Source organism: Streptomyces sp. NBC_00019 (genome assembly GCF_045041015.1).
In the GTDB taxonomy this organism is placed as follows: Bacteria; Actinomycetota; Actinomycetes; order Streptomycetales; family Streptomycetaceae; genus Streptomyces.
This window is the reverse complement of record NZ_CP108302.1, coordinates 7078971-7099353: the sequence shown is the minus strand read 5'-3', so window position 1 is coordinate 7099353 and position 20383 is coordinate 7078971. Positions and strand designations below refer to the sequence as shown.

17 protein-coding genes and 1 tRNA gene are annotated in these 20383 nt (G+C 70.5%); 8 read left to right on the top strand and 10 right to left on the bottom strand.

Annotation, left to right across the window (positions count from 1 at the left end; translation table 11 throughout):
* The 7 genes from rho to OHU89_RS33635 form a co-directional block, all read right to left on the bottom strand.
* Positions 1–2025 carry a transcription termination factor Rho gene (gene rho / locus OHU89_RS33665; RefSeq protein ID WP_266888020.1) on the bottom strand — a complete coding sequence of 675 codons (2025 nt, stop codon included), beginning with the start codon at positions 2023–2025 and terminating at the stop codon, positions 1–3.
* A gap of 408 nt (positions 2026–2433) precedes the next feature.
* A complete protein-coding gene (thrB, locus tag OHU89_RS33660; RefSeq protein WP_046262525.1) occupies positions 2434–3363 on the bottom strand; it encodes a homoserine kinase in 930 nt (309 codons plus the stop codon).
* Positions 3364–3602: 239 nt separating this feature from the next.
* Positions 3603–4661, bottom strand: coding sequence for a threonine synthase (gene thrC / locus OHU89_RS33655; RefSeq protein ID WP_266888023.1), 1059 nt, complete (start codon positions 4659–4661; stop codon positions 3603–3605).
* Positions 4662–4667: 6 nt separating this feature from the next.
* Positions 4668–5960 carry a homoserine dehydrogenase gene (locus OHU89_RS33650; RefSeq protein WP_266888025.1) on the bottom strand — a complete coding sequence of 431 codons (1293 nt, stop codon included), beginning with the start codon at positions 5958–5960 and terminating at the stop codon, positions 4668–4670.
* 144 nt (positions 5961–6104) lie between these two features.
* The gene (gene lysA, locus OHU89_RS33645; RefSeq protein ID WP_405648534.1) at positions 6105–7496 is read right to left on the bottom strand and encodes a diaminopimelate decarboxylase; all 1392 of its coding nucleotides are present in this window, start codon (positions 7494–7496) and stop codon (positions 6105–6107) included.
* A 17-nt stretch (positions 7497–7513) separates the two neighbouring features.
* A complete protein-coding gene (nrtL, locus tag OHU89_RS33640; RefSeq protein ID WP_405648532.1) occupies positions 7514–8578 on the bottom strand; it encodes an ArgS-related anticodon-binding protein NrtL in 1065 nt (354 codons plus the stop codon).
* Positions 8579–8698: 120 nt separating this feature from the next.
* A complete protein-coding gene (locus OHU89_RS33635; RefSeq protein ID WP_405648530.1) occupies positions 8699–9259 on the bottom strand; it encodes a response regulator in 561 nt (186 codons plus the stop codon).
* A 115-nt stretch (positions 9260–9374) separates the two neighbouring features.
* Between OHU89_RS33635 and OHU89_RS33630 the strand changes: the two genes are divergently transcribed.
* Positions 9375–9446, top strand: a tRNA-Arg gene (locus OHU89_RS33630).
* Between the two features lie 101 nt (positions 9447–9547).
* Here OHU89_RS33630 and OHU89_RS33625 read toward each other — a convergent pair.
* Positions 9548–9931 carry a DUF6083 domain-containing protein gene (locus OHU89_RS33625; protein ID WP_405648528.1) on the bottom strand — a complete coding sequence of 128 codons (384 nt, stop codon included), beginning with the start codon at positions 9929–9931 and terminating at the stop codon, positions 9548–9550.
* 252 nt (positions 9932–10183) lie between these two features.
* Between OHU89_RS33625 and OHU89_RS33620 the strand changes: the two genes are divergently transcribed.
* From OHU89_RS33620 to OHU89_RS33610, 3 genes are all read left to right on the top strand, one after another.
* Positions 10184–11581, top strand: a complete 1398-nt coding sequence (locus tag OHU89_RS33620) for a hypothetical protein (protein WP_405648526.1) — start codon at positions 10184–10186, stop codon at positions 11579–11581.
* 63 nt (positions 11582–11644) lie between these two features.
* Positions 11645–12937, top strand: a complete 1293-nt coding sequence (locus OHU89_RS33615; protein WP_405648524.1) for an acyltransferase — start codon at positions 11645–11647, stop codon at positions 12935–12937.
* A 144-nt stretch (positions 12938–13081) separates the two neighbouring features.
* The gene (locus OHU89_RS33610) at positions 13082–14860 is read left to right on the top strand and encodes a beta-ketoacyl-[acyl-carrier-protein] synthase family protein (protein ID WP_405648522.1); all 1779 of its coding nucleotides are present in this window, start codon (positions 13082–13084) and stop codon (positions 14858–14860) included.
* Between the two features lie 47 nt (positions 14861–14907).
* On the opposite strand, the gene OHU89_RS33605 is transcribed toward OHU89_RS33610, so the two are convergent.
* Positions 14908–15963, bottom strand: a complete 1056-nt coding sequence (locus OHU89_RS33605) for a Ku protein (protein WP_405648520.1) — start codon at positions 15961–15963, stop codon at positions 14908–14910.
* A 60-nt stretch (positions 15964–16023) separates the two neighbouring features.
* Between OHU89_RS33605 and ligD the strand changes: the two genes are divergently transcribed.
* A complete protein-coding gene (gene ligD / locus OHU89_RS33600) occupies positions 16024–16914 on the top strand; it encodes a non-homologous end-joining DNA ligase (protein ID WP_405648518.1) in 891 nt (296 codons plus the stop codon).
* Between the two features lie 28 nt (positions 16915–16942).
* Here ligD and OHU89_RS33595 read toward each other — a convergent pair whose 3' ends face one another.
* Entirely contained in the window at positions 16943–17746 is an 804-nt protein-coding gene (locus tag OHU89_RS33595; RefSeq protein WP_405648516.1) for a nuclease-related domain-containing protein, read from the bottom strand.
* A gap of 100 nt (positions 17747–17846) precedes the next feature.
* Between OHU89_RS33595 and OHU89_RS33590 the strand changes: the two genes are divergently transcribed.
* The 3 genes from OHU89_RS33590 (at position 17847) to OHU89_RS33580 (ending at position 20375) form a co-directional block, all read left to right on the top strand.
* The gene (locus OHU89_RS33590; protein ID WP_405648514.1) at positions 17847–18353 is read left to right on the top strand and encodes a dual specificity protein phosphatase family protein; all 507 of its coding nucleotides are present in this window, start codon (positions 17847–17849) and stop codon (positions 18351–18353) included.
* Between the two features lie 139 nt (positions 18354–18492).
* Positions 18493–19143: a hypothetical protein gene (locus tag OHU89_RS33585; protein ID WP_405648512.1), complete on the top strand. Its 651-nt coding sequence runs from the start codon at positions 18493–18495 to the stop codon at positions 19141–19143.
* Positions 19140–20375, top strand: a complete 1236-nt coding sequence (locus tag OHU89_RS33580; RefSeq protein ID WP_405648510.1) for an ATP-binding protein — start codon at positions 19140–19142, stop codon at positions 20373–20375. Before OHU89_RS33585 ends, OHU89_RS33580 begins: the two co-directional genes overlap by 4 nt.
* Positions 20376–20383: the final 8 nt, after the last annotated feature.

The following is a 20383-nucleotide window of genomic DNA, read 5'->3' as shown; positions in this document are numbered from 1 at the left end:
TCAGTCGCCGTTGCCCGGCGTCGGCGTCGTCTTCTGGATCTGCATCAGGAACTCGGCGTTCGACTTCGTCTGCTTCATCTTGTCGAGGAGCAGTTCGACCGCCTGCTGCTGGTCGAGCGCGTGCAGCACCCGGCGCAGCTTCCAGACGATCCCGAGCTCGTCGGGAGCGAGCAGGATCTCTTCCTTACGGGTACCGGACGCGTCCACGTCCACCGCCGGGAAGATGCGCTTGTCGGCGAGCTTGCGGTCGAGCTTGAGCTCGGCGTTGCCGGTGCCCTTGAACTCCTCGAAGATGACCTCGTCCATGCGGGACCCGGTGTCCACCAGGGCGGTGGCGAGGATGGTCAGCGAGCCGCCGTCCTCGATGTTGCGGGCCGCACCGAAGAAGCGCTTCGGCGGGTACAGGGCGGTCGAGTCGACACCACCGGACAGGATGCGGCCGGAGGCGGGAGCGGCGAGGTTGTACGCACGGCCCAGACGCGTGATCGAGTCGAGCAGCACGACCACGTCGTGGCCCAGCTCGACCAGACGCTTGGCACGCTCGATGGCGAGCTCGGCGACCGTGGTGTGGTCCTCGGCCGGACGGTCGAAGGTCGAGGAGATGACCTCGCCCTTCACCGACCGCTGCATGTCGGTGACCTCTTCCGGACGCTCGTCGACCAGGACGACCATCAGGTGGCACTCGGGGTTGTTGACGGTGATCGCGTTGGCGATCGCCTGCAGGATCATGGTCTTGCCGGTCTTCGGCGGGGCCACGATCAGACCGCGCTGGCCCTTACCGATCGGCGCGACGAGGTCGATGATGCGGGTGGTGAGGATGCCCGGGTCCGTCTCCAGACGGAGGCGGTCCTGCGGGTACAGCGGCGTCAGCTTGTTGAACTCCGGCCGCCCGCGCCCGGATTCGGGCGCCATGCCGTTGACGGAGTCCAGCCGGACCAGCGCGTTGAACTTCTCGCGGCGCTCGCCGTCCTTCGGCTGACGGACCGCACCGGTGACGTGGTCGCCCTTGCGCAGGCCGTTCTTGCGGACCTGGGCGAGGGAGACGTACACGTCGTTCGGACCCGGGAGGTAACCCGACGTACGGATGAAGGCGTAGTTGTCGAGGATGTCCAGGATGCCCGCGACGGGGATCAGGACGTCGTCGTCGGCGAGCTGCGGCTCGGCGGTGGCGCCACCCATCTCGTCACGGCCACGACGGCCACGACGGTCCCGGTAACGGCCGCGACGGCCACGACGGCCGCCGTCGAAGTCGTCGTCGTCCTGCGGGCCGGCGTTGCGGTCCTGACGGTCCTGACGGCCGCCGCCCTGCTGCTGGCTCTGCTGCTGGCCGCGCTGGCCACCCTGCTGGTCGTCGCCCTTGCCGCGGCGGTCGCGGTCGCGGCCGCCCCGCTCACGGTCACCGCGCTCGGCACGGTCACCGCGGTCGGCACGGTCCCGGCGGTCGCGGCGGCCCTGACGGCCATCCGCGTCACCGGCGTCGCCCTGCGTCTGCGCGGGCGTCTCGGCCTTCGGCTCGCTCTTCGCCTCGGCGACCACCGTCTCGGGGCTGCCGGCATCGGCCGTGGCACGACGACGACGGCGCTCCGTGGGAGCGTCCTCGCTGGCGGGCTGGCCGGGAATCTCGATCTGCTGCTGGGCCACGGCCTTCTCGGCGGGAGCCTCGGCCGCCTTCTCCGCCTTCTTCTCGGCGGCTTCGCCGGTACGGGCCTTGGAGGTGGCGCGGCGCTTGGGCTTGGTCTCGGCGGCGTCCCCGGCGGGGGACGACGCGGCCTTCGCCGGGGCGGCCCCACCGCCGGCCTGTGCCTCCTTGATGACCTCGATCAGCTGGCTCTTGCGCATACGCGCGGTGCCCCTGATGCCGAGGCCGGATGCGACCTGCTGCAGCTCGGCCAGCACCATGCCGTCGAGGCCGGTACCGCGGCGCCGCCGGGAGCCGGCACCGGTGGCAGGCGCGGAGGCGTCCGTGGAGGGCGCGGCAGCGGTCTCCTCGACACGTGCGCCCATCAGATCGGTGGTGTCGCTCACGAAGGGTCCTTCCCTGGAGCGGACGTCGGCCTGTCTGGCTCGGCGACCGTTTGTGCTGTCCGACGGCGGTCCCATCCTTGTGGACCGTGCCGGGGCGGTTGTCCGCCTGGGCGGCGGAGGAATCTGGTGATGGCGCTTCCCAGAGCAGTGACACCGACGGTCTGTGTCACGTGGCTCGGTCGCACCGGTTCCGGAGCGTGCCCGGCAAGTCGCTCAGTGCCCGCGTACGAGGTACAGCCCGCATACGTCGTACGAAACACAGTGCGGCTTGGGAGGCTCCCGGAAGAATGTCTGTCCCGGACGGGGACGTGAAGCACCTCGCCATGGTGGGGTCGGGTGCAGACTTGAGGTTAACACTACCGGATCCAACAAACATTCCCCCTCTCCAAATCCGGCAATCGCCGGTATTCAGATGTCACTGGTAGAAGCGAGCGGCAGCACAATCGCCCCCTGAGCATCGAGTTCAAGCCGGTTGGCGGCCCAGCCCTCACCTGCCAGATGGGCCACCTTGTCCGCGCTGTCCTCATCGGCCAGCGCGAGAACGGTGGGCCCGGCTCCGGAAATCACGGCCGGTACTCCGTCCGCCCTCAAGCGCTCCACGAGTGCGGCACTTTCCGGCATGGCCGGAGCCCGGTATTCCTGGTGCAGCCGGTCCTCGGTCGCGGGCAGCAACAGCTCGGGGCGCCGGGTGAGCGCCTCGACGAGCAGCGCGGCGCGGCCCGCGTTGGCGGCGGCGTCGACGTGCGGCACGGTGCGCGGCAGCAGTCCGCGCGCGGTCTCGGTGAGAACCGGTTTCCCGGGCACGAAAACCACCGGAACGACGGAACGATCGGGTTCCATCCTGATCGCCCGCGCGGCGCCTGCCTCCATCCAGGAGAGCGTGAAACCGCCGAGCAGACACGCCGCGACATTGTCGGGGTGCCCCTCGATCTCGGTCGCGAGCTCAAGGAGCGCGGTGTCGTCGAGCTTGGACTCGCCGCCTATGGTCACGGCACGCGCGGCGACGATGCCCGCGCAGATGGCGGCCGAGGATGAGCCCAGGCCACGGCCGTGCGGGATGCGGTTGGCGCACACGATCTCGAGACCGCGCGGCTGTCCGCCGAGCAGGTCGAAGGCGGTGCGCAGGGACCGTACGAGAAGGTGCTTCTCGTCGCGCGGGAGGGTCTCGCTGCCCTCACCCGCGATGTCGATGTGCAGCCCGGAGTCGGCCACCCGGACGACGACGTCGTCGTAAAGCCCCAGCGACAGGCCTAGGGCGTCGAAGCCCGGGCCGAGGTTGGCGCTGGTGGCGGGGACGCGCACCCGGACGGCGGCGGCGCGGAACGCTGGACCGGCCATCGCTCGATGACTCTCCTTGAGCTGCGTGATTGTCGAAGACATTCGATACGTACCTGGAAACCCTCGGGTCGCGGAGATGACGCGACTCCCGGCCATGCGCGGGGGCATATGCGGCGGGCGGGTTCAGTACAGCCTATCGAAGGAAGGTTCTGTGGCGACATAGGGCGCACAGGAGGCGCACGATGCGTGTCGTAAGCCCCCTGTGCACCCCCTATAGGGATGTCGCTCCAGAGATGTCCTTATACGAGGCCGAGGCGCTCGGCCGCCGTCGCCGCGTCGACCGGGACGGTGACCGGCTGCGGGGCGCCGGCGACGGCCCAGTCGGGGTCCTTGAGGCCGTTGCCGGTGACGGTGCACACGATCTTCTGGCCCGGGTCGACCAGGCCCTGCTCGGCGGCCTTCAGCAGACCGGCGACGGACGCGGCGGAGGCGGGCTCCACGAAGACGCCCTCCTGCGCGGCCAACAGGCGGTAGGCGCGCAGGATCTCACGGTCCGTCACCTCGTCGATGAGGCCGCCGGACTCGTCCCGCGCCGCGAGGGCGTAGTTCCAGGAGGCCGGGTTGCCGATGCGGATGGCGGTGGCGATCGTCGACGGGTCCTTGACGACCTCGCCGCGCACGATCGGGGCACTGCCGGAGGCCTGGAAGCCCCACATACGGGGGGTCTTCGCGGCGATGCCGTCGGCGGCGTACTCCTTGTAGCCCTTCCAGTACGCGGTGATGTTGCCCGCGTTGCCCACCGGGAGGACGTGGATGTCGGGTGCGTCGCCGAGCATGTCCACGATCTCGAAGGCGGCGGTCTTCTGGCCCTCGATACGCACCGGGTTGACCGAATTGACCAGCGCCACGGGGTAGTTGTCGCTCAGGGCGCGGGCCAGGGTGAGGCAGTCGTCGAAGTTGCCGTCGACCTGGAGGATCTTCGCGCCGTGGATGAGCGCCTGGCCCATCTTGCCGAGCGCGATCTTTCCCTGCGGAACGAGTACGGCACAGACCATGCCGGCGCGCACCGCGTACGCGGCGGCGGAGGCGGAGGTGTTTCCGGTGGAGGCGCAGATGACCGCCTTCGCGCCCTCCTCCTTGGCCCGGGTGATGGCCATGGTCATGCCGCGGTCCTTGAAGGACCCCGTCGGGTTCGCGCCCTCCACCTTGAGGTGGACCTCGCAGCCCGTGCGCTCGGAGAGCACCTGCGCGGGCACGAGGGGCGTGCCGCCCTCGCGGAGCGTCACGACCGGCGTGCTGGCGGAGACGGGCAGCCGGTCCCGGTACTCCTCGATGATTCCGCGCCACTGGTGGGTCATTGCTGGTTACTCTCCTTCAACCCGCATGATGCTGGCGACACCGCGCACGGTGTCGAGCTTGCGCAACGCCTCGACGGTCCCGCCCAGGGCGGCGTCGGACGCGCGGTGGGTCACGACGACGAGGGAGGCCTCGCCGTCCTTGCCCTGCTGGCGAACCGTATCGATGGAAACCCCGTGCTCGGCGAACACGGTGGCCACCTGGGCGAGAACACCCGGTTTGTCCGCCACGTCAAGGCTGATGTGGTACCGCGTGAAGACCTCGCCCATGCCCGACACGGGAAGGGCGGCGTACGCGGACTCGCCGGGACCGGTCGCACCATTGAGCCGGTTCCGACAGACGGCGACGAGGTCGCCGAGCACGGCCGAGGCGGTGGGAGCACCACCGGCGCCGGGGCCGTAGAACATGAGCTGACCGGCGGCGTCGGACTCGACGAAGACGGCGTTGTAGGCGCCGCGCACGGAGGCCAGCGGATGGGTCAGCGGGATCATCGCGGGGTGCACGCGCGCGGTGACGGACCCGCCGTCCTCGGCCCGCTCGCAGATCGCGAGCAGCTTGATGGTGCAGCCCATGTTCTTCGCGGAGGCGAAGTCGGATGCGGTGACCTCGGCCATCCCCTCGCGGTAGACGTCGTCGAGACGCACGCGCGTGTGGAAGGCGATACCGGCGAGGATGGCGGCCTTGGCGGCGGCGTCGAAGCCCTCGACGTCGGCGGTGGGGTCGGCCTCGGCATACCCCAGGGCGGTGGCCTCGTCGAGGGCCTCCTGGTAGCCGGCGCCCGTGGAGTCCATCTTGTCGAGGATGAAGTTGGTCGTGCCGTTGACGATGCCCAGCACGCGGTTGACCTTGTCGCCGGCCAGGGACTCGCGCAGCGGCCGGATCAGCGGGATGGCACCGGCTACGGCGGCCTCGTAGTAGAGGTCCGCGTCGTGCTCCTCGGCGGCGGCGTGCAGGGCCGCGCCGTCCTGGGCGAGGAGCGCCTTGTTGGCGGAGACGACGGAGGCACCGTGCTCGAAGGCCGTGGTGATGAGGGAACGGGCGGGCTCGATACCGCCGATGACCTCCACCACGACGTCGATGTCCCCGCGCTTGACGAGGGCGGTGGCGTCGGTGGTGACGAGCTCGGCCGGGATGCCTTCGCGCACCTTGGAGGGCCGTCGCACGGCGACCCCGGCGAGCTCGACGGGGGCACCGATGCGCGCGGCGAGGTCGTCGGCGTGCGTCGTCATGATGCGCGCCACCTCTGAGCCGACAACCCCACAGCCCAGCAGCGCCACCTTCAGCGGACGCGTACGCATCATCCGACCTCGTTTCCTCATACCGTCTACGGTTGGACCAGTCTCACTCACCGGACGGGAGTTTCTACCCTTCGTCCGGATCGTGAGACGTCTATTTCATTTGTACGGGGGTGGCAGACAGGAGATCTTCCACCCGCCGACGAGGGCTCACCCGATGTCGAGACGCAGGAGGTCCTCCTCCGTCTCACGGCGGACGATGACCCGGGACTCACCATCGTTCACCGCGACGACCGGCGGCCGCAGCACATGGTTGTAGTTGCTGGCCATGGACCGGCAGTACGCACCCGTGGCCGGTACGGCGATGAGGTCACCGGGCACGATGTCGGCCGGCAGGAACGCGTCCTTCACCACGATGTCCCCGCTCTCGCAGTGCTTGCCGACGACCCGGGCGAGCATGGGCTCGGCGTCGGAGGTGCGGGAGACCAGGGCGACGGTGTACTCGGCGTCGTACAGCGCGGTCCGGATGTTGTCGGACATGCCGCCGTCGACGGAGACGTAGGTGCGGAGGCCGTCGAGGGGCTTGGTGGTGCCGACCTCGTAGAGCGTGAAGGCCGTGGGGCCGACGATGGCGCGCCCCGGCTCGACCGAGATACGGGGGGTGCGGAGCTTCGCGGACTCGCACTCACGGGTGACGATCTCGGTGAGCGCCTTGGCGATCTCGTGGGGCTCGCGGGGGTCGTCGGCGGACGTGTAGGCGATACCGAGGCCACCACCGAGGTCGATCTCGGGAAGCTCCACGCCGTGCTCGTCGCGGATGTCCTTCAGCAGCCCGACGACCCGGTGGGCGGCGACCTCGAAGCCGGACATGTCGAAGATCTGCGACCCGATGTGGGAGTGGATGCCGATGAGCTCGAGGCCGTCCAGCTGAAGAGCCCGTCGTACGGCTTCGGCGGCCTGGCCACCGGCCAGCGGGATGCCGAACTTCTGGTCCTCGTGGGCGGTGGCGATGAACTCGTGCGTATGTGCTTCCACGCCGACGGTGATACGGATCTGGACGCGCTGCCGCTTGCCGAGTTCCTGGGCGATGTGGGCGACGCGGACGATCTCCTGGAAGGAGTCGAGGACGATACGGCCGACGTCTGCGCGGATCGCCCTTTCGATCTCGTCCTTGGACTTGTTGTTGCCGTGGAAGGCGATGCGGTCGGCGGGCATACCGGCGGAGAGCGCGGTGGTGAGCTCGCCACCGGAACAGACGTCGAGGTTGAGCCCCTCCTCGTGCAGCCAGCGGACGACTGCGCGGGAGAGGAAGGCCTTGCCGGCGTAGAAGACGTCGGCGTCGGCACCGAAGGCGGAACGCCAGGCGCGGGCCCGCGCACGGAAGTCGGTCTCGTCGATGACGTAGGCGGGAGTGCCGTGCTCCTCGGCGAGCTGCGTGGCGGTGATGCCGCCGACGGTGAGGACACCGTCCTCGTTGCGCGTGACCGTCTGGGCCCAGACCTTCGGGTCGAGGGTGTTGAGGTCGGCGGGCGGCGCGGAGTAGTGGCCCTCGGGGAGGACGTCGGCGTGACGGGGCCCGGCGGGGTGTGCGGAACGGCTCATGGTCTGTGGCTGGCTCTCTAGATGTGGTCGGGTGCGTCGATGCCGAGCAGGGTCAGGCCGCCGGCCAGCACCGTCCCGGCGGCTTCGGCGAGGGCGAGCCGGGAGCGGTGGGCGACCGAGGGTTTCTCGTCGCCGAGCGGGAGGACCGTGGGAAGGAAGGCGAGGGTCGCGTCGGCGACGGTGACCAGGTGGCGGGCGAGACGGTCCGGCGCATGCGCCGTGGCGGCGGCGCCCAGGATCCGGGGGTGGTCGGCGAGGGCGGCGATGAGGACACCGGGCGCGGCTTGCGGGTCTCCAGGCCGTACGTCGCCGGGGCGGGGGTCGAATCCCAGGTCGGCGGCGTTGCGACTGAGGGCCCGCGTGCGGGCGTGGGCGTAGCGGACGCGGAAGAGAGGATTGCTCTCACGCTGGACCAGGTGCTCGTCGGTGATGCGGGGCCGGTCGTGAGCGGCGGGGTGGAGCAGCGCCCAGCGGGCGGCGTCGCGACCGAGGGGGGTGGGGTCGGCGGGGGCGGGCACCGGACGGACGCTCACGTCGAGGGGGGCCGGTGCCTCGAGGGTGCCGGAGGCGTCGACGCGTGCGCCGAGGGTGTCGGTCCATTCCGGCCGGGGCGGGGCTTGCGAGGACGTACGGACGAGGGCGCCCTGGGAGACGAGGATGCGGGCGATGGCGTCCATGACGACGACGGCGCGGACCTCGTGCGGGGCGTGGAGCTGCACGATCTGTCCGGTGGGGCGGTCGTTGTGGCCGTACCGGAGGCCGCGCCGCAGGATCTCCTCGACGAGCGCGGCAGGGGTGGTGTCGCGCAGGCTGATGTTGAGGAACCCGGGCCCGGTGACGACGACGTCGGTGACGCCGGGGGTGTCGAGGAGATGCGGCCGGAGGATCTCGGCGACCTTTGCCGATGGCTGCCCGGCGGGGCGGGCGAGCTGGAGGGCGATGTTGGTGGCGTAGTCACCACAGCCACCGGGCCCGGGGGGCGTGACGACGGCCCGTCCGGGAACGGTCACGCTCAGCTCCCCGCCGTCGACAGCGCGACGGACCGCGCGCAGCACGGTACGGGAGAGCTCGACGGGGGTCACGGGACAAGCGTAGGGGAGGAGGGGGGTGGGTAGGCGAGTCGGTTTGGGCGAAGGTCCGCGATGTGGACGGGGGCGAGACCGGGCCGGGCCGACGTGGAGCAGGTGGGGCGGTCGGCCGGTTCAGCCGCCGGTGCGCCCGGCCCTCTCGGTCTCCCCGGCACCGAGGACGCGCCCGAAGACGTCGTCGCTGTCCTCCTCGGCCGGGTCCGCGGCATGCCTGCGCTCGATCAACTGCCGTACGAGCTGGACAAGTTCGGCGGGTTCGAAGGGCTTGGCCAGGAAGGCGTCGACGCCGACATCGAGACCGCTCTCGACCTCGTGCTGCGTACAGGCGCTGACAATGGCAAGAGGAAGATCACGGGTCCGAGGATCGGAACGCAGCCGGGCGGCGGTCCGAAGCCCGTCGAGTCGGGGCATAACGACATCAAGGGTCACCACGTCGGGCCGCACCTGATGCACCACATCCAGACACTCGGCACCATCGGCCGCGGTCACGACCTCGATGCCCTCCAGCTCGAGATTGACCCTGATCAACTGCCGGATGACCTTGTTGTCGTCCACAACAAGCACCCGGCCCGATGCGCCTGGCACAACTCGAGAGTAGGTCCGGACCGGCCACCGCGTCCGGGTTTTACCGACTTCTGCCCCCACAGGGGAACGAACGAGATCACCAGTCCCCACAACCGACCACGACGACCCCTCCCGGACAGGGCTACGACGCCGATAAACCCGTTCATGAACACCCCGACGGAGCTGGTAGTGTTCTACCCGTCGCCGCGAGCAACGCGACCGACACGCCCCCGTAGCTCAGGGGATAGAGCAACGGCCTCCGGAGCCGTGTGCGCAGGTTCGAATCCTGCCGGGGGCACCCTGTATGAGGTGCCCAGAGACCCCGTAACCAGCAGTGATGCTGAGTGCGGGGTCTTCGCGTGTGTGCAGGTCGTGGGGCACCCTGGGATTGAGGCGTCCTCAGCCGACGTCCGGCAGTCTCTTGGGGGGTTGGGGCGGGTCCGGTGCCTGCTGTCGATCCACTCGGCGGCCGTTCTCGCCCCGCAGGCTTGTCAGCCATGGCCAGAGATCGGGGAGTGGTTGGGCCGAGCAGGCGAGTCGGTGTTCGATGCGGCAGCGCTGGAAGGGGTCCGGCGGGCATACGCCGTAGACCGTCACCCGCCCGTCGGACAGCTCGATCCATCGGTGTTCCGCCGGCACGGTGTGGGCCAGCGGCTCCATGTCCGGCTCGAGCAGCACCCAGTCGTACTCCAGCGTCGCCACGCGGTCGGCCGACAAGCCGCAGTAGACGCAGCGTGACTGCCCGCGCTCCAGCCTGCGTGGTCCTTCGTCCAAAGCCCCCATATCGCGAGGGTCGACAGCCCAGGCCCGCGTGCGAAGAGGGGAATCGGACGGAACGCCTGATGCGTGCACCCATTGTTGAAACCACGCACAACGCGGAAGGTGCGCCCCGCAACTGACGACCGACTGAGCGCGGCCGAGACCTCACGAAGCACCCCGGCCCATGTGAGGCTTTGCCTAGGCGGCGGCAGGCGTGTGGACCTCAAGTCGGGGCGCCGGTCGCCCATTTGAGGCCGGGATTGCGGGGAGGTTGTCGTGGGGGCCAGTAGCGTTCTGATCGACCAGACGACGTTGTGCGAGGCGGCGAGGTTGCTCGAGGGCGTCTCCACGCCCATGGCGCGTCGGACGATGGGGGCCGTGACGCCCGGTACGGCGGAGCGGCTGGCGCATCTGTCGACGTTGCTCGACGCGCTGCTCCTGTATGACGAGGTGCGGGTGCTGGATGCGCAACTGCCCCCCGATGCCGAGCAATTGACGTTGCGGCGGGTACTGCTCGACCGTCGCATCCTGCGGTACGTCGACACGCGGCCCCTTTCGGTGGAGGTGTCCGAGGAGCTCACGCACTTCCTGCGCGCCGCCGAGGCGGGTCCTCGCCAGTCGACTGGGCTGCACAGCCACCCTTACGCGTCCGCCGACGAGGTGGGCCGGAGCGTCCGGCAGTTGCTGGACCATGCGCCCGCGTCGCAAAGCGACGGTCTGGTCCACGCCCTGCACAGTGACGTCGAAGGCGACCTGGCTCACTGGTGGATCGGCAAATGGGCGGAGGCGTTGCACGCCGACCCCGTGCGCATTCTCGGCACGGAGACGCTCCACTTCATCGGCTACTGGAGCAGCGGCGCGATCACCGGCGGTGTCTCACATCTGCGGACCTTCGTCTACTGGCGGACCGCCGCCCGTCTCCGTATCCCGTTCCTGCCCTCGCTGCGCCGTCTGCCCGTCTACCACCTCATGACGGACCACGTACGCCGTACCGTGCAGGACCGTGTCTACGAGGTCGTCGCCGACTCCTTCAGGGCGACCGTCGCGGAGGTGTACGAGGACGAGGAGCCGTTGGCGCTCTATCTGCCGCCCGCGCTCTCCCTCTTCCTCGACCATCTCCGCGCGCACGGAGACATCGCCGCGGCCGTGGACGCCCTGCGTCACCAGCACCGCAGACTCCGCCGGAGCCTGGCCGAGCTGCAACAGACCCTGGACACCGGCTCGTCGCTCGGGGAGGCCCGGGCCGCCCGCAAGCGTCTGAAGGCGGCCTTGGAGACCCTGCGCGCCGACCTCGACCCGGGCGACCGGACGGCGGGCGGCACGGTCGACCAGCTCATCGAGATCGTGCCCGGCGTGGTCAAGGCGGCCGCCAACCCCCTTGATGTGGGCGGCTACGCGGACGCGCTGCTGGCCCGGCCGTCCGACTGGATCCGCTCCTGGTGGTTGCGGCGGCCCGTGCGCTCCGCCCTCCGGCTGAGCACCCGGCTGGAGGACCTCAGCCGATACGACCGTCTGCTCGAGGAGGCGACGGGCCACCGCTGCGATCCGGCCGAGGTCGAAGCCCTGCGCCGCTCGTACGGACGGGAGTTGGAGCTCTACGGCGGTGACAGCCGACTCCCGAGCGCGCCTCCGATGACGACCGCCGCCGAGCCGTCGGAGCAGGAACCGGCCTAGCCTCCGGGCCGACTTCGCCAAGTCAGGGGCTTGGTGAGGTGGTTGATGGCAGCATCACCGAGCATGGGCAGAGATCGGTACGTCGACTTCCTGCGCGCCTGGGCGATCGTGTCGGTCGTCGCCGGGCACTGGCTCATCACCGCGCTCGTGCGGGAGCCCGACGGGGCGATCCGTGCGCCGGAGTTGCTCGCCGAGATTCCGTGGACGCAGTGGCTGACGCTCGGGTTTCAGATCATGCCGCTGTTCTTTCTGGCGGGAGGGTACGCGGCGGGTGGGTCCTGGGCCGCCGCGAGCGGTGACGCCTCGGGGTGGGTACGGCGGCGGGCCCTGCGGCTGCTGGTGCCGGCCGGGGTCTACAGCGGCCTCGTGCTGATCGCCGTAGGGGTGTGTCAGCTCGTCGGGGTGGATGCCGGCACGCTCGAACTCGTCGGGTGGGCCATGGCGATGCAGTTCTGGTTTCTGCCGGTGTATCTGGTGCTCAGTGCGCTGACGCCGCTGCTGCATGCGGCGCATCTGCGGTGGGGGCTGCTCGTGCCGGTCGGGATGGGGGTGGTCGCCGGAGTCGCGGCGTACGTGCCGTACGGAGGGCTCCTCGGCTACGTCCTCGTGTGGGGCGTCGCCTATCAGCTCGGCTTCTGCTGGCGGGACGGTCTGCTGCGGGGGAAGGGCCTCGCGCTGGTGGGCTGTGGTGGGGCGGCCTTTGTCGGGCTCGTCGTCCTCGGGCCCTATCCCGTCAGTCTCATCCGGGTCACCGGGCAGGACCCCAGCAACACCGATCCGCCCTCCCTCGCCATGCTCGCCTGGGTGGTGGCCCAGGTGGGCGGGTGCCTTCTGCTCGCGCCTCTCCTCAGGAAGGTGCTTGCGCGGGAGCGGGTGTGGCGGGTGGTCCGGGGTGTCGGGGGTGCCAGCATGACGCTCTATCTGTGGCACATGCTGCCCGTGCTCATCGTGGCCGCCGGCTTCTATCTGACCGGGCTCGCGCCCCAGCCCGCGCTGGGATCGCCCGCCTGGTGGGGGCTGCGGGTGCCCTGGCTGGTGGTGCTCGGGGTCGTCATGGCCGGGGTGGTGGCGGGGGTACGGCCGTTGGCGGGGATCCACGGGCGGGCTCGGCTCTCGGTACAGGGCCGCTCCTGGACGCTCTGGCTCGGGCTGGCGTTCGCCGTCGGGTCTCTCGCTCGCTTCGCCGTGCACGGCTTCGCTCCCGACGGGCGGTTTCCCCTGCTGTCGGCGCTCGGGCTGGCGGTGGGTACCGCGCTGGTGATGCCGGCCGGTGATCGGCCTGTGTGCGACCGTGACCTTCCACACAGATCATCCACAGCAGCGTCCGGCAACTCACCTGTGCCTGAGGTGAGTTGACGACGGGTCCGTTTCACCGCCTGTTTGCGGAGTGCAAGAAACCGGGCATGTTTCCCTTTCAACTATGGCCTTTCCGGCTTTCGTCCAGTTCACTCGGGACGGCCTGCCGCAAGGCAGTTCGGACCACAGGAAGCACGTACGGATATGTCCAAATCGTCCGAGAATCCGCAAGTACCGATAAATCCCTATCCTGTTAGCGCCGCCGAGGTCATCCCGGGGGATCTCGTCGCCCTGGCGCCGGAGGATGTCGAGGGGCCGCGGTGGTACGTCGTCACGCACACGCTGCCCGAGTCGCCGGAGACGATCCGGCTGACGTTGCGGCCGCCGCTGGGCGGTGTGGACCGCGACGAGGTGCTCGGGCGGGAGCGGCCGGTGACCGTCGCCTGCCGGCGGATGGATGTCGCCGCTGCGCCTCGGCTCTCCTCGCCCCCTCTCGACGACGTCGAGTTCCGGGACGGGGACCGGGTGGGATCCCTGCGGGCCGTAGATCCGGGCGCCGTCGAGGTGACCTTCGTACGGCGCTGGGGGGTCTGGCATCGGGATCTCGACCACTGCGCCGACGCGCCCGCCTCCGACCGTGACGTACGGCGGTGGGCCGCCGACGCGGACCGGGAGGGGTTCGTCGTACGACATCATCCTCGGCCCGCGCGTGAGGCCGCTGCCTCCGGACCTCGGCGGGTCGTCGTCACCGGGCTCGGGGCCGTCACTCCGCTCGGCGTCGGGGTCGACGCGCTGTGGCGGGGGCTGCTCGACGGACGGCACGGGATACGGGAGTTGGACGACGAGGAGTTCCGTGAGCTGCCGGTGCGGGTGGCCGGGACCGTACCCGTCGATCCCGTCACGCTGCTGCCCCGCGCTGCCGCTCGGCGGATGAACCGTGCCGCCCAGTTCGCCGTGCTGGCCGCGCGCGAGGCCTGGGGGGACGCCGGGTTCGTGGACGGTGGGACGGTCGAGAGCGGGCTTGATCCGGCGCGGGTGGGGGTCAGTCTCGGGGCGATTCTCGGGGACGCGTCCGTGCTCGTGGGCGGGGACCGGAAGCTGCGGGACAAGGGGCCTCGTGGGGTCTCGCCGCTCACCACTCCCATGACCGTGCCCTCTCAGGCCGCCTCCCAGGTCTCCCTCGACCTGCACATCACCGGCGAGGCGCGGACCGTCACCAGCGCCTGCGCCTCCGGGACCGAGGCGATCGGGCAGGCCATCGACCGCATACGGTACGGCCGGGTCGACCTCGCTCTCGCGGGTGGCGCGGAGGCTGTCGTCACGCCGGCGATCATGGCCTCGTTCGCCTCCATGCGGGCGCTGTCCCAGGCGGGGTTGGACGATGGGTCACCCTCGCGGCCGTTCGCCAAGGACCGGGACGGGTTCGTGAACGGGGAGGGCGCGGGGGTGCTCGTACTCGAGGCCGAGGAGCATGCCCGGGCCCGGGGTGCGCGGATCTACTGCGAGGCCGCCGGGTGGGGGCTCTCCGCCGATGCTCATCACATGGCCGCACCCGATCCTTCCGGGAGCGGGGTCGCGCTGGCCGTGCGGCGGGCGGTGCGGGACGCGGATGGGTACGTGGTGGACGTCGTCCATGTGAACGCGCATGCGACGGCGACCGTGGAGGGGGACCTTGCCGAGGCGGGTGCTCTGCGAGCCGTGCTGGGGCGACGGTCGGTGCCGGTGACCGCGCTGAAGGGGCACCTCGGGCATCTGCAGGGAGCCGCGGGTGGGGTCGAGGCGGTTGGCGCCGTGCTGACGTTGCATCACGGGGTGGTGCCGCCGACCGTGGGGTGCCGGGAGGTCGACGACGCGGTCGGGCTGGATGTGGTGCTCGGGGAGCCGCGGGAGTTGCCGGCCGACGGCGACCTGGCGCTCAGCAACTCGTTCGGGTTCGGAGGGCACAACGCGGTACTGGCCTTGCGACGGCTCGGGCTCGCATAGTTCGGCGCCGCCGGGCTGCGGTGTCGGAAGGGGCAGCGGGGCTCGTCTCAGGCCGAGCGCTTGCGGGGTGTTGTCTTCTTCGCTGTCGTCTTCTTCGCCGAAGCCGTGGTTTTCGACGCCGTGGACTTTGACGCCGTGGACTTCGACGTCGTCTTCTTCGCCGCCGTCGATTTCTTCGCCGACGCCGCCGTCTTCTTCGCGGAAGCGGTCGTCTTCTTCGCGGTCGCCGTCGCCGTCGACTTCTTGCCCCCCGCCTGCTTCGGCGTGGCGCGTGCCGACTTGCGCTGGGGCAGGCGGCGGACCTCCGCGGGCTCCTCGCCCCGGGACTCCTTCGCGTCGCGGACGCTCTTCTCCAGGGCGGCCATGAGGTCGAGAACCTTGCCGCCCTTCGCGGGTTCCGGGGCCTCGGGCACGGTCTCGCCGGCCGCCTTGGCGGCGACGACCTCCTCGAGGGCCTCGCGGTACTCGTCGTGGAGGTCGTCCAGGTCGATCTCGCCCAGGGTGTCCATCAGCGCGTCCGCGAGGTCCAACTCCTTGTCGTTCACGGTGACCTTGGTGTCAGGTGCGACACCCTGCGGGGCCCGGACCTCGTCCGGCCACAGCAGCCCGTGCATGGCGATCGCGTCCTCCACGACCCGCAGCATGCCCAGGCGCTCCCGGCCGCGTAGCGCGAACTTGGCGATGGCGACCTTGTTGCTGCGCTTCAGCGCCTCCCGCAGCAGCGTGTACGGCTTCGCCGCCGGGGCACCGCCCGCCGCGAGGTAGTACGCGGCGTCCATCTGGAGCGGGTCGATACGGTCGGCCGGTACGAAGGCGACGATCTCGATCGTCTTGGCCGTGGGGAGGGGGAGGTGGGAGAGATCGTCGTCGGTGATCGGGATGATCGTGCCGTCGGCGTCCTCGTAGCCCTTGCCGATCTCGGCCGAGCCGACCTCCTTCTCCTCCAGCTCGCAGACCTTGCGGTAGCGGATGCGGCCGCCGTCCTCCAGATGGATCTGGCGGAAGGAGATCGAGTGGCTCTCGGTGGCGTTGACCAGCTTGATGGGGATGCTGACCAGGCCGAACGAGATGGCGCCGTTCCATATGGATCGCACGATCAGCACCTTTCCGGAAAATAAAGGCTATTAGGGTGTTATCCACCCATTCCGTGGGATTCTCATCGTATGACGCCGATCACCGAGGTGGACGGGCACCGGCTCGCGCTCAGCAATCTGGACAAGGTGCTGTATCCCGCGACCGGGTTCACCAAGGGCGAGGTGCTGCACTACTACGCGACCACCGCCGACGCCCTGCTCCCCCATCTGCGGGACCGGCCGCTGTCCTTCCTGCGGTATCCGGACGGCCCCGACGGTCAGGTGTTCTTCGCCAAGAACGTGCCGCCGGGTACGCCCGACTGGGTCACCACCGCCGAGGTGCCCAGGTCGGAGGGGCCGGCGCGGATGGTGCTGGTCCAGGATCTGGCGAGCCTGATCTGGGCCGCGAACCTCGTCACGGAGTTCCATACGCACCAGTGGGTGATTCAGCGGCCCAACCATGCCGACCGGCTCGTCTTCGATCTAGACCCCGGCTCTCCGGCCACCGTCGTCGACTGCTGCGAGGTCGCGCTCTGGCTGCGGGAGCGGCTCGCCGAGGACGGGATCGAGGCGTACGCCAAGACGTCCGGGTCCAAGGGGCTGCATCTGCTGGCCGCCGTGCACCCCACCCCCTCCGAACGGGTGACCGAGTACGCCAAGGAACTGGCCGTCGCCGCCGAACGCGCCCTCCCCCGCCTCGCCGTGCACCGGATGACCAAGAGCCTGCGGCCCGGAAAGGTCTTCGTCGACTGGAGCCAGAACGCTGCCCGGAAGACGACCGCCACGCCCTACACCCTGCGGGCCCGACAGGAACCCACCGTCTCCGCCCCCGTCACCTGGGACGAGGTCGAGGCGTGCCGGTCACCCGGGCAGCTCACCCTCCTCGCGACGGACATCGCACCCCGCCTCCAGGACCACGGCGACCTGCTCGCCCCGCTCCTCGAAAGCGCTGACGCGGCTCGACTGCCCCGGCTTCGGTGACCGTCATCGCTTCAGGCCGTCGACGTGGTCACACACGCGTCCATGTGTGCCGGTCGCGTGCCATCGCGTGCAGGGCCTCCACGTCCGCCGGCTTGAGCATCCCGCCGAGCCGGGCCAGGCTCTCCACCTCCGTGTCCGCGATGATCCGGACCTCTCTCGGCGGGGCGGTGATCCGGACGTCCGTCGGGCCGACCAGGGCGAGGACGGGATGGACCTCGGCGGTCAGGGCGTAGGAGGCGCGGTCGGCGTCGGCGCGGACGCGGCGCAGCAGCGGGTGGGGGTCGCGGCGGCCCAGGGAGACCATGGGGTCGGCGACCGTCACCCGTTGCTTGCGGGCGTACACCGAATGGATCGCGAAGAGGCCGCCGGGACCGATCGCCAGATGGTGGACGCGGTCGCCGCCGGGCAACGGGACCGAGTGCAGGACGTGCCAGCCCGCCCCGTCCAGCCGGTCCAGCGCCTCCCCCACCGCCTGCTCGGCCAGCAGCGCCCTGCGGCGCGGGTCCGGGCGCAGCCGGTGCGGTGGTCCCGGGTCACGGTCGAGGGCGATCTGGAGGGCCTCGCCGGGGCGGTTGGGCGCCAGGTCGTCGTCCGGGTGGAGGGTGAGCCGGGCGAGCTCCGCCGGTGTCGGCACCGGGGGCGGCCCCACCGCCACCGGGCCGGTCAGGAAGGGCCCGAGGACTTCGAGTACGTCGTCTCTGCGGTCCTCGCTCAACAGGTTCACCCGGGCCGCCTCACGGTCGTACCAGGCGACGTTACGCCCGTCCGTCAGGCACACGTAGAGCCGCTCCTGGCCGTGGCGCCAGGTCGGTATGACGCGCAGTCCGCTCATGCACCATCACCCCTTGACCATGGGAACAGGCGGGGTGCTCCAGGGGCAAGAAGGCGGTTACCTTTGGGAGTAGTTGGGTGGGGGAGTTGGGGAGGCGTTGTTGCGTACCCGCAGGAAGCAGCCCGACGTACCGGCCCCGGACAGTCCATGGAGCGAGATAGTGCCCGGCCTGTGGATGGGCGGGCACGAGTTCAGGGGGCACTCGGGGCAACTGGAATTCGCCGTCGTACGGGACGAGTTCGATCTCGTCCAGACCTTGCTGAGGCTGCCGGGGCACGGGCCCGACCCGGGAGTGGAACACCATGTCTGGCCGATTCCTGACGGGCCACTGGACGGAACCCAGCTCGCGGGCGTGATACGCCTCGCGCAAGCCGCGAGCGACGCACTGGACGAGGGCCGCAAGGTCCTCGTCCGCTGTTATCACGGCTACAACCGCTCGGGGCTGGTCATCGCACACGCGCTGATCCGGAGCGGGCGCTCCGCGGAGGAGGCGATCCGGACGATCCGGGCCCGCCGCTCGCCGTGGGCGCTGCACAACGACCTGTTCGTCGACTATCTGCGGGCGGGGCTGCCGACCGCGCGGCTGCTGGAAGAGCTGGCAGAGTAGGCCCACGTCCCGCCCATCAGGTGCGCAAAAAGGACTTCCATACGAATAAGGTGTACGGGCCGGTCACACCCCACCGCCCGCCCGTCCCGCCAGGAGCACAGTGCCACGCCCCGTCCGTTCCCTCGTTACCGCAGCCCTGGTGCTGGCCACCGTCGCGGGCTGCGGTGACGCGGGCGGACTGCACGGCGCGGGCCCCACCTCGACCGCGACCAGCCCGGCGCGGCTGTGGCCGAATCTGACCCCTGCCGCAAGTCCCGCCTGGAACTACGACGACGGCGAGTCCGAGGCCATGAAGGGCATCACGGCGCCGGGCGACGACGTCCGCAAGGTGGATCCGGTGGCCGTCGTGAAGGCGGAGATCGCCCAGCATCCCGACGAGTACTCCGGCGCGAAGGCGCCGTACCGCGAGACGGCCCGCCGCATGGCGTACTGCGGGAAGAAGCCGGCCGACAGCCGGTGCCCGCTGCTCAAGGCGTACTACCGCGACCTCACCGGCGACGGGCACGACGATCTGACGCTGGGCTTCCGGCTGCTGCCGGGCCACCAGACGGCGGTGCGCGTCTACACCTTCGAGGGCGGCCGGCTGGTGCAGGTCATGGCCAACGAGGACGCCGTGAGCGGGGTCGAGCTGGCCGGGCGCTCGGTGATCATTCACGCGCCGTCCGACCTCGCGGACTACGAGTACCGTTTCCAGTGGACCTGGGACCCGGAGCAGCACGTCATGCTGCTGACCCACGACGAGATGCTGCACATCGGCAAGAGCCCGTCCCCGTCGGAGAGCTCGCGGTGAGGCTCGCGCTCCCCCGGTGGGCCGGCACCCTCGCCGTGAAGGCCGCCGCCTTCATCACGGTGATGTGCTGTGCGCTCGCCGCGTTGCTCGGCGTCCTCGTGCATGTCTCGGTGACCAACCAGACCGTCGGCCAGGCCCGCGACCTGGCGCTCCAGCGACTCGAGGACGCGACCTCGGCGTACGAGGCCGGGGACACCCTCGGACCCTTCGCGGGCGTCGATCCGCCGGGGCTGCCGGACTCCCTGCGGGACCTGGCCGTGGCGGGCGACCGCGGCACGATGGTCGCCACCCGGGACGGGGACCCCGCGATGTGGGCGGCCGGCCCCGCCGACGGGAACCGGGCCCTCGCGGTCCGTGTCGACTACCGCCAGCAGGCCCGCACCATCGCCGCCCTCGACCGGTCGATCCTGTGGTCCTCGGCGCTGGCGATCGGGGCGACGCTGCTGGTGGGGGCGTTCGCGGTGACACGGGTGACCCGGCGGCTGCACGCCACGGCCCGGGTGGCCCGGCGGATCAGCGCGGGTGACCTGGACGCACGGGTCGACGATCCCCGCACGAAGGATCCCTCGCGGCCCCAGGACGAGGTCGCCGCGGTCGCTTCGGCACTGGACTCCATGGCGGCCTCGCTGCAGGGGAAGCTGCTGAGCGAGCAGCGGTTCACCGCGGACGTGGCGCATGAGCTGCGGACGCCGTTGACCGGGTTGCACGCGGCGGCGGAGCTGTTGCCTCCGGGGCGGCCCACGGAGTTGGTGCGGGATCGGGTGGGGGCGCTGCGGACGCTGACGGAGGATCTGCTGGAGATCTCGCGGCTGGACACCGGGCGGGAGCGGGTGGAGCTGGACACCGAACCGCTGGGGGCGCTGGCCGAGCGGGTGGTGCGGGCGTCCGGGACCGACACCGAGGTCGTCGTCGTACGGGATGTTTCCGTGGAGACGGACCGGCGGCGGCTGGAGCGGGTGCTGGGGAATCTGGTGGCCAACGCGCATCGGCATGGGAGAGGGCCGGTGTCTCTGACGGTTGACGGGCCGGTCGTGATCGTGCGTGATCACGGGGACGGGTTTCCGGAGTATCTGGTCGAGCATGGGCCGCAGCGGTTTCGGACGGAGGGGGGTTCGAAGGGGCATGGGCTGGGGTTGACCATCGCTCTGGGACAGGCGGAGGTGTTGGGGGCGCGGCTTTCGTTTTCGAATGCGGCCGGTGGTGGGGCGGTTGCGACGTTGGTGCTGCGGTAGTTCGCGGT

Coding starts and splice junctions, on each gene's coding strand:
- thrB (WP_046262525.1), bottom strand. CDS start 3,363: ATGGCCGGTCCAGCGTTCCGCGCCGCCGCCGTCCGGGTGCGCGTCCCC.
- thrC (WP_266888023.1), bottom strand. CDS start 4,661: ATGACCCACCAGTGGCGCGGAATCATCGAGGAGTACCGGGACCGGCTG.
- OHU89_RS33650 (WP_266888025.1), bottom strand. CDS start 5,960: ATGATGCGTACGCGTCCGCTGAAGGTGGCGCTGCTGGGCTGTGGGGTT.
- lysA (WP_405648534.1), bottom strand. CDS start 7,496: ATGAGCCGTTCCGCACACCCCGCCGGGCCCCGTCACGCCGACGTCCTC.
- OHU89_RS33625 (WP_405648528.1), bottom strand. CDS start 9,931: ATGGGGGCTTTGGACGAAGGACCACGCAGGCTGGAGCGCGGGCAGTCA.
- OHU89_RS33615 (WP_405648524.1), top strand. CDS start 11,645: ATGGGCAGAGATCGGTACGTCGACTTCCTGCGCGCCTGGGCGATCGTG.
- OHU89_RS33610 (WP_405648522.1), top strand. CDS start 13,082: ATGTCCAAATCGTCCGAGAATCCGCAAGTACCGATAAATCCCTATCCT.
- ligD (WP_405648518.1), top strand. CDS start 16,024: ATGACGCCGATCACCGAGGTGGACGGGCACCGGCTCGCGCTCAGCAAT.
- OHU89_RS33595 (WP_405648516.1), bottom strand. CDS start 17,746: ATGAGCGGACTGCGCGTCATACCGACCTGGCGCCACGGCCAGGAGCGG.